This is a genomic window from Streptomyces sp. NPDC090025 (genome assembly GCF_044748125.1).
Classification (GTDB): domain Bacteria; phylum Actinomycetota; class Actinomycetes; order Streptomycetales; family Streptomycetaceae; genus Streptomyces.
Window position 1 is genome coordinate 222,355 of the sequence record NZ_JBIVFL010000003.1, and the last position, 12,418, is coordinate 234,772.

The 12,418-nt window shown below is 74.1% G+C and carries 12 protein-coding genes; 5 read left to right on the top strand and 7 right to left on the bottom strand.

Features of this window, described 5'->3' with window-relative positions; all coding sequences use genetic code 11:
• Nucleotide 1: 1 nt before the first annotated feature.
• From hisB to hisD, 3 genes are read right to left on the bottom strand one after another with little or no spacing between them, the layout of a single operon-like run.
• Nucleotides 2-595 (bottom strand): imidazoleglycerol-phosphate dehydratase HisB, encoded by a 594-nt coding sequence (hisB, locus tag ACIPXM_RS10380; protein WP_401654090.1) that lies wholly within the window; start codon nucleotides 593-595, stop codon nucleotides 2-4.
• A complete protein-coding gene (locus ACIPXM_RS10385) occupies nucleotides 592-1,740 on the bottom strand; it encodes a histidinol-phosphate transaminase (protein WP_401654092.1) in 1,149 nt (382 codons plus the stop codon). Before ACIPXM_RS10385 ends, hisB begins: the two co-directional genes overlap by 4 nt.
• Nucleotides 1,737-3,098, bottom strand: coding sequence for a histidinol dehydrogenase (gene hisD, locus ACIPXM_RS10390; RefSeq protein ID WP_401654094.1), 1,362 nt, complete (start codon nucleotides 3,096-3,098; stop codon nucleotides 1,737-1,739). The genes ACIPXM_RS10385 and hisD overlap by 4 nt, the downstream gene beginning before the upstream one ends.
• 172 nt (nucleotides 3,099-3,270) lie before the next feature.
• On the opposite strand from hisD, the gene ACIPXM_RS10395 reads away from it, so the two are divergent.
• The 4 genes from ACIPXM_RS10395 to ybaK all read left to right on the top strand — a co-directional run bounded on the left by ACIPXM_RS10395 (nucleotide 3,271) and on the right by ybaK (nucleotide 7,591).
• Nucleotides 3,271-4,872: an oxidoreductase gene (locus tag ACIPXM_RS10395; protein WP_401654096.1), complete on the top strand. Its 1,602-nt coding sequence runs from the start codon at nucleotides 3,271-3,273 to the stop codon at nucleotides 4,870-4,872.
• Nucleotides 4,873-5,112: 240 nt separating this feature from the next.
• Complete coding sequence (locus ACIPXM_RS10400; RefSeq protein ID WP_401654098.1) at nucleotides 5,113-6,318, top strand: hypothetical protein; 1,206 nt, start codon at nucleotides 5,113-5,115, stop codon at nucleotides 6,316-6,318.
• Between the two features lie 5 nt (nucleotides 6,319-6,323).
• Complete coding sequence (locus ACIPXM_RS10405; protein ID WP_401654100.1) at nucleotides 6,324-7,061, top strand: LON peptidase substrate-binding domain-containing protein; 738 nt, start codon at nucleotides 6,324-6,326, stop codon at nucleotides 7,059-7,061.
• A 23-nt stretch (nucleotides 7,062-7,084) separates the two neighbouring features.
• Nucleotides 7,085-7,591, top strand: coding sequence for a Cys-tRNA(Pro) deacylase (gene ybaK, locus ACIPXM_RS10410; RefSeq protein WP_401654102.1), 507 nt, complete (start codon nucleotides 7,085-7,087; stop codon nucleotides 7,589-7,591).
• Nucleotides 7,592-7,818: 227 nt separating this feature from the next.
• Here ybaK and ACIPXM_RS10415 read toward each other — a convergent pair whose 3' ends face one another.
• From ACIPXM_RS10415 to ACIPXM_RS10430, 4 genes are all read right to left on the bottom strand, one after another.
• The gene (locus ACIPXM_RS10415; RefSeq protein ID WP_401654104.1) at nucleotides 7,819-8,454 is read right to left on the bottom strand and encodes a DUF2567 domain-containing protein; all 636 of its coding nucleotides are present in this window, start codon (nucleotides 8,452-8,454) and stop codon (nucleotides 7,819-7,821) included.
• Between the two features lie 75 nt (nucleotides 8,455-8,529).
• Nucleotides 8,530-9,411: an ABC transporter permease gene (locus ACIPXM_RS10420; protein WP_401654106.1), complete on the bottom strand. Its 882-nt coding sequence runs from the start codon at nucleotides 9,409-9,411 to the stop codon at nucleotides 8,530-8,532.
• Nucleotides 9,412-9,478: 67 nt separating this feature from the next.
• Nucleotides 9,479-10,453, bottom strand: coding sequence for an ABC transporter ATP-binding protein (locus tag ACIPXM_RS10425; RefSeq protein ID WP_401654790.1), 975 nt, complete (start codon nucleotides 10,451-10,453; stop codon nucleotides 9,479-9,481).
• Between the two features lie 20 nt (nucleotides 10,454-10,473).
• Nucleotides 10,474-11,961, bottom strand: a complete 1,488-nt coding sequence (locus tag ACIPXM_RS10430) for an NYN domain-containing protein (RefSeq protein WP_401654108.1) — start codon at nucleotides 11,959-11,961, stop codon at nucleotides 10,474-10,476.
• Between the two features lie 263 nt (nucleotides 11,962-12,224).
• On the opposite strand from ACIPXM_RS10430, the gene ACIPXM_RS10435 reads away from it, so the two are divergent.
• Nucleotides 12,225-12,398, top strand: coding sequence for a hypothetical protein (locus tag ACIPXM_RS10435; RefSeq protein WP_401654110.1), 174 nt, complete (start codon nucleotides 12,225-12,227; stop codon nucleotides 12,396-12,398).
• Nucleotides 12,399-12,418: the final 20 nt, after the last annotated feature.

Genomic DNA, 12,418 nt, shown 5'->3' on the forward strand with positions numbered 1-12,418 from the left:
GTCAGAGGGCGCCCTTCGTGGAGGGGAGGATGCCGGCCGCGCGCGGGTCGCGCTCGGCGGCGTAGCGCAGGGCGCGGGCGAGGGCCTTGAACTGGCACTCGACGATGTGGTGGGCGTTGCGCCCGTACGGCACGTGGACGTGCAGCGCGATCTGCGCCTGGGCCACGAACGACTCCAGTATGTGCCGGGTCATGGTGGTGTCGTACGCGCCGATCATCGGCGCCATGTTCTCGGGCTCGGTGTGCACGAGGTAGGGGCGGCCGGAGAGGTCGACGGTGACCTGGGCGATCGACTCGTCGAGCGGCACGGTGCAGTTGCCGAAGCGGTAGATGCCGACCTTGTCGCCGAGGGCCTGCTTGAAGGCGGCGCCGAGGGCGAGGGCGGTGTCCTCGATGGTGTGGTGCGAGTCGATGTGGAGGTCGCCGTCGGTCTTCACGGTGAGGTCGAACAGACCGTGCCGGCCGAGCTGGTCGAGCATGTGGTCGTAGAAGCCGACCCCGGTCGACACGTCGACCTTTCCGGTGCCGTCGAGGTCGATCTCGACGACGACGGACGTCTCCTTGGTGGTGCGTTCCACGCGGCCTACGCGGCTCATGCGCTCTGCTCCTTCTTCAACTCACGAACCGCGTCGAGGAACGCGTCGTTCTCTTCGGGGGTTCCGGCGGTGACCCGCAGCCAGCCGGGTACGCCGTTGTCCCGGACCAGGACGCCCCGGTCGAGGATCTTCCGCCAGGCCCGGTGGGAGCCCTCGGCTCCGTCGAAGTGCCCGAACTGGACGAAGTTGGCGTCGGACTCGGTGACCTCGTAGCCGAGCGCGCGCAGCTCGGTGACGAGCCGGTCCCGCTCGGTCTTGAGCTGTTCGACGTACCCGAGGAGGGTGTCGGTGTGCTCCAGGGCGGCGAGCGCGGTGGCCTGGGTGACGGCCGAGAGGTGGTACGGCAGTCTCACCAGCTGGACGGCGTCGACCACGGCCGGGTGCGCGGCGAGGTAGCCGAGGCGCAGTCCCGCGGCGCCGAACGCCTTGGACATGGTCCGGGAGACCACCAGGTTCGGGCGGCCCTCGATGAGCGGGAGCAGCGAGGGCCGGTGGCTGAACTCGACGTACGCCTCGTCCACCACGACCAGCGAGGGCTTGGCGGCCTGCGCGGCCTCGTACAGGGCGAGGACGGTGGCGGCCTCGACGGCCGTGCCGGTGGGGTTGTTGGGCGAGGTGATGAAGACGACGTCCGGCGCGTGCTCGGCGATGGCCTGCCGGGCCGCGTCGACGTCGATGGTGAAGTCGTCGTTGCGGGGTCCGGAGATCCAGCCGGTGCCGGTGCCGCGGGCGATCAGGGCGTGCATCGAGTACGAGGGCTCGAAGCCGATCGCGGTGCGGCCGGGTCCGCCGAAGGTCTGCAGGAGCTGCTGGAGCACCTCGTTGGAGCCGTTGGCGGCCCAGACGTTGGCGGTGGTGACCGGGTGGTGGGCGGTCCTGGTGAGGTACGCGGCGAGCTCGGTGCGCAGTTCGACGGCGTCCCGGTCGGGGTAGCGGTTGAGGCCGCGGGCGGCCTCGGCGACCCGCTCCGCGATCCGGGCCACCAGGGGCTCGGGCAGCGGGTAGGGGTTCTCGTTGGTGTTCAGCTGGACGGGCACGTCGAGCTGGGGCGCGCCGTAGGGGGACTTGCCCCTGAGCTCGTCGCGGACGGGGAGTTCGTCCCAGGGGGACCGGTCGGGGGTGCCGACGGAGTCGTTCGAGGTCACTTGCTCTCCGGAACCTTCCATCCGAACCGTGCCTTGATCGCGGCGCCGTGCGCGGGCAGGTCCTCCGCCTCGGCGAGGGTCACCACGTGGTGGGCGACCTCGGCGAGGGCGTCGCGGCTGTAGTCGACGATGTGGACGCCGCGGAGGAAGGACTGCACGGACAGGCCGGAGGAGTGGCAGGCGCAGCCACCGGTGGGCAGCACGTGGTTGGAGCCCGCGCAGTAGTCGCCGAGGGAGACCGGCGACCAGGGGCCGACGAAGATCGCGCCCGCGTTGCGGACCCGGTCGGCGACGGCGGCGGCGTCGGCGGTCTGGATCTCCAGGTGCTCGGCGCCGTAGGCGTCGACGACCTTGAGGCCCTCGTCGAGTCCTTCGACCAGGACGATCGCGGACTGACGGCCTTCGAGCGCGGGCACGATCCGGTCGTCGACGTGCTTGGAGGCGGCGACCTGGGTCTTCAGCTCGGCCTCGACGGCCTCGGCGAGCGCGGCCGACGCGGTGACGAGCACGGAGGCGGCCATCGGGTCGTGCTCGGCCTGGCTGATCAGGTCGGCGGCGACGTGCACCGGGTCGGCGGTGTCGTCGGCGAGGACGGCGATCTCGGTGGGGCCGGCCTCGGCGTCGATGCCGATGCGGCCCTTGAGGAGGCGCTTGGCGGCGGCGACGTAGATGTTGCCGGGCCCGGTGACCAGGTTGACCGGCGCGCAGCCGGGGACACCGTCGGTCCCGTCGGTGCCGTCCGTGCCTTCGGTGCCGTACGCGAACATGGCGATGGCCTGGGCGCCACCGGCGGCGTAGACCTCGTCGACGCCGAGCAGGGCGCAGGCGGCCAGGATGGTCGGGTGCGGCAGCCCGCCGAAGTCCTTCTGCGGCGGGGAGGCGACGGCGACGCCCTCGACCCCGGCCTCCTGGGCGGGGACGACGTTCATCACGACGGAGGACGGGTAGACCGAGCGGCCGCCCGGCACGTAGAGCCCGACGCGCTCGACCGGGATCCACTTCTCGGTGACGGTGCCGCCGGGGACGACCTGGGTGGTGTGGGTGGTGCGGCGCTGGGCGCGGTGCACGAGCCGGGCGCGCCGGATGGACTCCTCGAGGGCGGCCCGGACGGCCGGGTCGAGCTCGTCGAGGGCGCGGGCGATCGCGTCGGCCGGGACCCGCAGGCCGGAGACGCGGACGCCGTCGAATTTCTCCCCGTAGTCGATCACCGCTGCGGCGCCATGATGCCGTACGTCCTCGCAGATCGGCCGCACCTTCTCCAGGGCGGCTTCCACGTCGAACTCGGCACGGGGCAGCAGGTCGCGCAGGGCGGCACCCTCGGGGAGGGCCGCGCCGCGCAGATCGATTCGAGAGATCACGGGTCAATTCTCGCAGACGCCCCACAGCGCCGGACGCCCGTATCACTGGCTGATACAGGCCACTCTGGCGTCTTGTCGCCACCCCTGACCGTTAGCGTTCACCCCGTCACACAGCGGGAAGAACGGCTGTGCGAATCGGGGAAGCGGAAGTGCGGGAAGCGAGGGGGCGGCAGTGACCGAGCCGCGCGAGGACGGCGGGATGCCCGAAGGTCTGACCAGGCCGGAGCGGGCGATGTGGCGGGCGTTCCGGGTGGGCGGGACATGCGATCTGCGGGAGGGGGCACCGGAACGGGACGATCCGTTCGCGCTGCGCTCGGTGTGGGGCGCGGAGCGCAGCGTCCGGGCGGAGATCGTGGCGCTGCTGCTGCTCGACGGGCCGCCCGCGGTGTCCGGGCGCGTCGCGGCGCTGAAGCTGCGCGGGGCGCGGATCACCGGGGAGCTGAATCTGGCCGGCGGTTCGATAGGGCCGTACGTGGAGCTGAGCGGCTGCCGGTTCGACGGCGAGGTGATACTCCCGGAGGCCCGGTTCGGCACGCTGCGCATGGTGGAGTGCGCGCTGCCGCGCCTGGAGGCGGCGCGGCTGCACACCGAGGGCGATCTGCATCTGCCGCGCTGCCGGGTGGAGCGGGGCATCCGGCTGACGGACGCGCAGATCGGCACCGATCTGCTGATCAACCAGATCCGGGTGTGGCCGGACCGGCGCGGCCGGGCGATCACCGCCGACGGCATGGTGGTGGCGCAGGACCTGCAGGCCGAGCTGATCGAGACGTACGGGGAGCTGAGCCTGCGCGGCGCCAAGGTCGGGGTGTCCCTGAGTCTGCGCGGCAGCGTGCTGCGCGGCGCCCAGCAGCGCCGCGCGCTGAACGCGCCGCAGCTCACCGTGGAGCGCACGCTGTATCTGAACGCGGCCTGGGTGTACGAGAGTTCGGGCAACGCGACGGCGACCCCGCCGTACGGGGTGACGCCCGCGCAGGGCGCCCGGCGCAAACCGGTGGAGTGCCACGGCGGGGTGCGGCTCGACGACGGCAGGTTCGGCGACTCGGTGGACCTGCACCACGCCCGTTTCGTGCTCGACGGCTCGCGCCGCGAGGAGCTGTCGCTGCGCCGGATCGTCACCCCCGAGCTGCGTTTCAACGGGGAGCGCCCGGAGGAGGGCCGGGTGGTCCTGAACGGCGCGAAGGTGGTGACCCTGATCGACCTGTCCGGCAGCTGGCCGGGCCCGGGCGGACTCGCGATGAGCGGATTCGTGTACGAGACGCTGGTGCCGTACGGGCACTTCCCGCTGGCCCGGCGCCTGGAGTGGGTCGCGGCGGCCACCCCGGAGTACGCGCCGGAGCCGTACGAGCGGCTCGCGACCGTGCTGCGCAACAGCGGCGAGGACGCCGACGCGCGCGAGGTGCTGCTCGCCAAGCAGCGGCGGCGCCGGGAGGCGCTGCCGCTGGCCGGGAAGCTGTGGGGCTGGGTGCAGGACCTCACGGTGGCGTACGGCTACCGGCCCGGCCGGGCCGCGCTGTGGATGGTGGTGCTTTGGGCGGCGGGCGCGGTGCTGTTCTCGCGGCACCAGGCGGTGCCGCTGAAACCGGGCGAGGCGCCGACCTGGAACCCGACGCTGTACGCGCTCGATCTGCTGCTTCCGGTGATCGATCTCGGTCAGGTCGGGTTCTGGCGGCTCGAAGGCGTCTGGCTGTGGGCGTCGACCGCGCTGATCCTGCTCGGCTGGGTGCTGGCGACGACGGTGGCGGCCGGGGCCTCCCGGCTGCTGCGGCGCGGCTGACCGGACGGTCAGGACGGTCAGGACGGGCCCCCGGGAGCGGATCCGCGCGCGGATTGATCCCGGGGGCCGCGCCGCCCGTTGAGAGGGGTGGGGAGGTGTGGGGGGCGTGCGCGCCGGAGTCGGCGCGGGCACCCTTCCACCCCTTTCTTTACGCTGTCTTGACCCTCGTCGATACAACCTTCCCGCCGCCACCAAAGCTTCACAGTCCCCCACTGGCGCGGCCCTCACCTGCGGTTTTCAATGTTTCGCACCATGTCACTGCTCCGCGCCCTGATCGGCACCACCCGTCTGGTCCGGCACGCCCCGCGGCTGACCGCCGCCCTCGTGCCGGACGACGCCGTGCTGCTCGACGCGCCGGACGGACGGCTGGCACCGGCCCTGGTCGCCGCCGCGCTCGGCGACCCCGAACCGGCCGCCAAACTGCTCGCCGGCACCCGGGACGCCGCCGAGTGGGAGGACCGGGACCGCTATGTCACCCGGCTGAGCGCCTTCGCGTACGGCCGGGACGGCTGGCTCGGCCACTGGCTCGCGGGCAGCCCGCACGACCCGGACGCGCTGCTCGTCAAAGCGCAGCTGGAGGTGCGCAGGGCCTGGCACTCCCCGGCCAGGGCGGAACGGCTGCGTGAACTGGGGCCGCTGATCGAGAGCGCGGCCGCGGCCGCGCCGCGCGACCCGGTGCCCTGGCGGCTCGCCCTGGACCACGCGCGCGGCACCCACGCCCGGCACAGCGGCTTCGAGGCCCTGTGGGAGCAGGCGGTGCGCCGCGCCCCGCACCACTACGGCAGCCATGTGGCGGCCCTGAAGTACCTGTCGGCCCAGTGCTGCGAACGCCAGGACCAGGCCCCGCGCGACTCCGGCCGCTCCGGCGGCCCGCACCCCGAGTGCTTCGACTTCGCCGAACAGGCCGCCGAGGACGCCCTGCCCGGTTCGCTGGTGCAGGCCCTGCCGGTACGGGCCGCGTTCGCCCAGCTGCTCGCCGGGCCCGAGCCGGGACACGGGGTACGGGCCGAGCGGCTCGACGCGGCGGCCGACCGGGCGCTCGCCCTGTCGGCCGAGTACCCGGCGGGCGATCCCTGGCCCGCCGAGGTGCGCAATCTGCTGGTGCGGGTGCTTGTGGCGCGGGGCCGCTGGGCGGACGCCGTCGCCGAGTTCGGCCGGATCGGCCCGCAGGCGACCAGCTTCCCCTGGTCGGTGGGCGCCGAGGACCCGCTGGGCGGCTTCCTGCAGGCCCGCGCCCTCGCCGTACGGGAAGTCGCACGGCGCACCCCGCTGCGCGCCCGCCCCCAGGCCGGGCCCCCGGCTCCGGCCGGGCCGGGGCCCGTCGGGGGGCCGGACCACGGGTCCGCCGGGGGGTCCGGCGGGGCGCCGGGGACCGGCCCGGCGGGGGCCGCGGCGGGCGATGCGGGACGGGCCGCCCGGGGCGGTCCCGGCGGCCATTACGCTTGACCGCTGTGACCACCGCCCGTCTGCCTCTGTTCCCCCTGAACACGGTGCTGTTCCCGGGGCTCGTGCTGCCGCTGAACGTCTTCGAGGAGCGTTATCGCGCCATGATGCGCGAACTGCTCCGCACGGACGAGTCCGAGCCGCGGCGCTTCGCCGTCGTGGCCATCCGCGACGGCCGTGAGGTCGCGCCGACCGCACCCGGCCTGCCCGACCAGACGGCGCTGCCCGAGAAGGGCCCGTCGGCCGGTTTCGGCCCCGACCCGATCCAGGCGTTCCACCGGGTCGGCTGCGTGGCCGACGCGGCGTCGATCCGGCAGCGGGCGGACGGCGGCTACGAGGTGATGGTGACCGGCACCACCCGGGTGAAGCTGCTGTCGGTGGACGCGACCGGCCCCTATCTGACCGCCGAGACCGAGGAGATCCCGGAGGCGCCGGGCGAGGAGGAGGAAGCCCTCGCCGAGGGCGTGCTGCGGGCCTTCCGCTCGTACCAGAAGCGGCTCGCCGGCGCCCGCGAACGCTCCCTGACCACCACCGAGCTGCCCGACGACCCGTCGGTGGTGTCCTACCTGGTCGCCGCGGCCGCCGTCCTCGACACCCCGTCCAAGCAGCGCCTGCTGCAGGCCCCCGACACGGCGACCCGGCTGCGCGAGGAGCTGGCGCTGCTGCGCGCCGAGACGGCGGTCCTCCGGCACCTGCCGTCGCTGCCCGCGGTGGAGCTCACCCGCGCGCCGACCAGCCCGAACTGACCCTGCGACCCTGGAAGCCCGGCATGGCGAAGAAGCAGAAGAAGAACACGGGCGGCACCGGCGGCACCCCGGCGACGGTGGCCCTCGCAGCCGCCGGTACGGCGTACACCCTGCACGCCTACGAGCACGACCCGGCGACTCCGTCGTACGGCGAGGAAGCCGCGGAAGCCCTCGGGGTGTCCCCCGACCGGGTGTTCAAGACGCTGGTCGCCGACGTCGACGGAGAACTCACCGTCGCGGTGGTCCCGGTGGCGGGCCAGCTCGATCTGAAGGCACTCGCGGCGGCGGTCGGCGGCAAACGCGCGGCCATGGCGGACCCGGCGGCGGCCGAACGCACCACCGGCTACGTACGCGGCGGCATCTCCCCCCTGGGCCAGCGCAAGCGCCTGCGCACGGTCCTGGACGCGTCGGCGTCCGGCCACCCGACGATCTGCATCTCGGCGGGCCGCCGCGGCCTGGAGGTCGAACTGTCCCCGGACGACCTGGCCGACCTGACGAACGCCGTCCTCGCCCCCATCGGCCGGGGGTAGCCCCCCCTTTTTTTGGGAAGCTCGGTTCGCCTCCGGGCGCCTCAGCGTGTGTCGACGGTCGACCGTGCTCGGTCCCTCGTACCTCGGGACCTGTGCGCGCTCTCCCTTTCGACACCCACGGCGCCCTTCGGCTCACTCGCCCAACCAGCGGGCGCGCACCAGCAGGCACCCCCGGGGCCGAGTCGCACCGTTTGTGGGTGCCTGCGGGTGCGGGCCCGCCAGCCCCATCAGCTGGTCGTGTTGGGCGTCGGCGGCCACGGCCCCAGGTCGTCCGGTTCCGGGTCGCGCGGGCCGAAGAGGGCGGTCAGCGCCAGGTGGACGATCATCGCGGCGATCGGCCAGGCCAGCATGGCCGCGAGCCGCATCTTGAGTTCGAGGGGCGCGTCGAAGACGACTCCGGGGCCGACGGCCTTGGCGTGGGCGACCACGTCGCGGGCCGGGCCGAGCCAGACGCCGACGCCCCAGCCGAGGAGCGAGCCGAGGACGCCGCCGACCGCGAGGGCGATGACGAGGGCGACGCCGCCGTGGCGGTGGAAGAGGAAGACGAGGAGCGCGGCGACGGCGCCGAAGGCGAGCGCGAGCAGCACGAAGGTGCCGTCCATGCCGATCGCCGATTCGCCCTCGCTGTCCTTGAGGAAGACCGCTTTGCCGTCGGAGAACAGCGTCACTCGCGGTGCGAGCCACAGCCACAGCAGTCCGAGCACGGCCCCGGCGAGCACCGACGCGGCGACGACCACGGCGGACTGGCGCAGTTCGGTCGCGGTGCTGGGGGCGGCGGGCCCCGCGGGCGGTGCGTCGTCGGGTGCGGGCCAGGCGGAGTCGTGCGGCGGCTGGTGCGGCGGCGGAGTGAGAGGTGCGGTCACCACGCCATCGTGCCAGGTGCGGCTGTGCGCCGCCTCAGCGGATCAGCACTCGGTGCCCGGGCGGCTCCCGACGGCTCAGCGGACCGCGGCCTTCCGGTAGGCCCAGGTCGCCACGGCCAGCGAGACGACGCCGACCGCGCCGCAGATGCCGAGGTCGAGCGCGACCGCCGCCCAGTCGGGACGGTCGTCGAAGGTACGGGCCAGGGCCTCCACGCCGTACGTGGACGGGAGCAGGTCCCGGGCCAGGCCGATCGGGCCCGGCAGCCGCTCGGCGGGCAGCACGCCGAGCAGCAGCGCCGCCGACATGCCGAGCTGGCCGAGCAGGGTGGCGAGCTCGGGGCGGGGGGCGAGCAGGCCGAGCGCGGCGCCGAGCCCGGCGAGTGCCGCCCCGGACAGCGGCACGACGGCGACCAGGATCCACAGGTGGGTCACCGGGAGGCCGAACAGCACGCAGCCGGTGACGGCGGTGACGAGTGTCCCGGGCACGGTGAAGGAGGCGTACGCGCCGGCCGCGCCGAGCACGACGGCGGCGGGCGGCACGGGCAGGGTGGCGTAGTGGTCGAGGCCGCCGGAGGCGCGGAGCTGGCCGAAGTACTGGGCGAGCAGGTTGAGCGCGACGAAGGCGACGACGAGCACGGCGGAGCCGGCGACCACGGCTCTGGCCTCGCTGCCGCCGTCGACGACTCCGCGCATCAGGATCATGATCCCGACGGACTGGAAGGTGGCGACGAACAGCAGCGGGATCCGGGCCACCCGGGCCCGGGAGAGCTGGGCCCGGTAGACCGCGCCGAGCGCCGGGAGCAGCCTGGCGGCCGGGGCGAGCGGAGCGGGCGCGGTCCCGTCCCCGTAGCCGTCCGTGTGGACGTTCTCGTGGGCGTCGGCGGCATCGTCGGCGGTCGGAGCGGTGGCCCGGGCGGCCGTGTCCACGGTCCGGGGCTCGGCAGGAAGGGTGCTCAACTCGTCCAGCTCCTGACGGTCCGGGTCGGTGGGACAGTGGCTGCGGGGGCCACAGGGGCTGCGGGGGTCATGCCTTCACCAGTCCCTTGGCGGTCTCGCCGCCGAGCGCCAGGTACACGTCCTCCAGGCTCGGCGTGGCCAGGGTGAAGTCGTCCAGGGCGGCGAAGGCGGCGCCGCCGGTGACGGCGGCGACCGCCGCCCTGGCCTCGTCGGGGGCGAGCCGGAGCACCCAGCGGCGTCCGGACGCCTCGGCGGAGGCGCTCAGGGCGGCGACCTCGGGGACGTCGAGGGGGGCGCTTTCGCGCCAGACCAGTTCGACCCGTACCTCGCCCGCGACGCGTTCCTTGAGTCCGGCGGGGGTGTCGCAGGCGATGACCCGGCCGCGGTCGAGGACGGCGACCCGGTCGAGCACGGTCTCGGCCTCGATGACGTTGTGGGTGACGAGCAGCACGGTGGTGCCGTGTTCGGCGCGGCGGCGGTCGACGGCGGACCAGACGGCGCGCCGGGCGACCGGGTCCATGCCGGTGGTGGGTTCGTCGAGGACGAGCACGGGCCGCTCGCCGACGAGGGCGGCGGCGAAGCAGGCGAGGCGCCGCTGGCCGCCGGAGAGCTTCTTGAGCGGGCGGTCGGCGAGCGTTTCGAGGCCGAGCTCGCCGAGCACGGCGTCGCGCTCGGCGCGGGCCTCGCGGCGGCCGAGGCCGCGCAGCAGCCCGGTGGTCTCGGCGGCGAGCGCGACGGTCAGCTCGTCGAGCGCGGTGGATTCCTGGCCGAGGTGGGCGAGCAGCCGGGCGGCGCGTTCGGGGTGCCGGACCAGGTCGTGGCCGAGCAGCCGCACGCTGCCGGAGTCGGGGCGCATCAGGCCGGTGAGCTGGCGGACCAGGGTGGACTTCCCGGCGCCGTTGGGGCCGAGCAGTCCGAAGATCTCGCCGCCGCGGACATCGAGGCTGATCCCGTCGGTGGCCCGGACCTCGGGGGTCGCGGGCGCGCCTCGTCTGCCGCGTGCGGCGGGGTAGGTCTTGACCAGATCCCGCACCGCGCACACCGTACTCACGAGGGAGGAGCCTACGGGGTCCCGCGGCTCTCCTCGGGCGCGGGGGCGTGTTGCGCGGCGGCGTGGACGTCGATCTCGCGCCAGAATCCGGCCCTGATCGCATAGCGGTCGTGCTCGTCGATCTGGTCGTCCTTGTGGGCGAGCAGACCGAAGCGGGCCGCGTAGCGGAGGAGTTCGCCGTCGATGCGGTGCGGGATCCGCGGGTACATGGTGGCGAGTTTCGGTACGTGGACGGGTTCGGGCAGCCGGTCGAGCCAGCGGCGGGCGAAGACCTGGCCGACCTCGTAGGGGTCGCCGCCGACGGTGGTGATGTCCTCCTCGCGGTCGGCCCAGCGCTGCTCGGCGCTGGTGAGCTGGGCGAGGGTGGGCAGCGAGGCGGTCTCGGCGGGTTCGCCGAGCGGCGCGGGCGGCCGGTCGATCCAGCCCTTGTCGGAGGACCAGCGCAGGGTGGCGGCCGGGGCGGCGGGCGGTGGGGTGGGGCCGCGCAGGGCGGCCAGGTCCTTGGGGGTGGGGACGGTCCTGCCGCCGGCCGGTGCGGGGACGGCGGTGCCGTCGGCGCCGGTGTGGTCGCCGAGGGTGCGGTCGGCGAGGGTGGCGTCGCCGTGGCGGCCGTCGAGCAGGCCGGGGGCGCTCAGGCCGCCGTCGAGCAGGGTGCCGTCGGGGTGGGTCGCGGGGGCCGGGTCGCCGGGTGCGGGGTTCCGGTCGGGTCCGCCGCCGGCGCCGGGGCCTGCGGGGCCGTGGTGGCCCGGGTGGCCGGTGTGGTGGGCGCCGTTGTGGGGCGATCCGTTGTGCGCGCCGTGCACCCCGTGGCCGCCGTGGCCGCCGTTGTGGGCGGCGGCCCGTTCGGCGGAGGCGGCGAGGGCGGACTCGGGGAGCGGCGCGGCGAGGATGGCGGCGATCTCGGGGCGCGGCACGGGTGGCGTGGAGCAGAGGCCGCCGAGTTCCTTGGCGCGTACGGCCCGGGTGATCCAGGCCCGGTCGAGGACCCGTCGTTCGTCGGCCTCGGCGACCAGGTCCTCGGACTGGTTGTAGTCGCCGTCGGCGGCCTGGACGGCCCACAGGTGCATGGCGACGCCGTGTTCCTTGGCGGACATCAGTCCGGGCAGCAGGTCGCCGTCGCCGGTGACGAGCACGATGTCGGAGCAGGCGCGGTTGCGGGAGAGCTCGGTGAGCTCGGTGTGCATGGCCGCGTCGACGCCCTTCTGGGCCCAGCGGCCGTCGCTGCGGGTCAGGGCGCCGAGCCGGACGGTGACCCGGGGCATGACGCGCAGGCGGCGGTGCTCGGGCTGCGGGACGCGGTCGGGGGCGCCGTCGAACCAGTAGATCCGCAGCAGCGGCTGTGCGGTGTCGGCTTCCGCGCGCTCGCGCAGCTGCTGGATGAGCGCGGCGTGGTCGACGGTGATCCGGGAGCGGGCCGGTTCTCCGGCGAGGAGGCTGGCGGCGGCGCCCAGCAGATAGCCGGCGTCGACCAGGACGACGCATCGGTCCACGTGTTCCACCCTCTTTCGGAAAGCTCTTCGAGAAGCTTCGGGAAGCCGTGCGGGAACCTTGGGATCGGAAGGTGCTCCGGAGTTTCTCCGAGTCTGCCCGACCCGCGTGCGGTTGACGTCCGGAACTGGATCATCGGCGTGGCGGATCTCACGCAGGGGTGGCCGGAGGCCGCGTTTACCGTCCGTAATGATCCAAAATGCGGTGCTTCCTGGCGTGTGTGAGTCTGACAGCGGCCCTGGCCCCCAGACCCCCTTGAGGAGGCATCATCACCATGGCCAAGAACCGCAAGCAGGATCGCAGTCAGCAGCGCGGCTCCCAGGCAGAGCGTGGCCAGCAGCAGGCCCAGAGCTCGTCGATGGAGGCGCAGGCGGAGCAGCGGATGAGCCAGGTCACTCCCGGCGACATGGCCCGCAAGGGTCGGCAGAAGCGTTTCGGCCACAACTGACGGCCGGGAGCCGGGAGCCG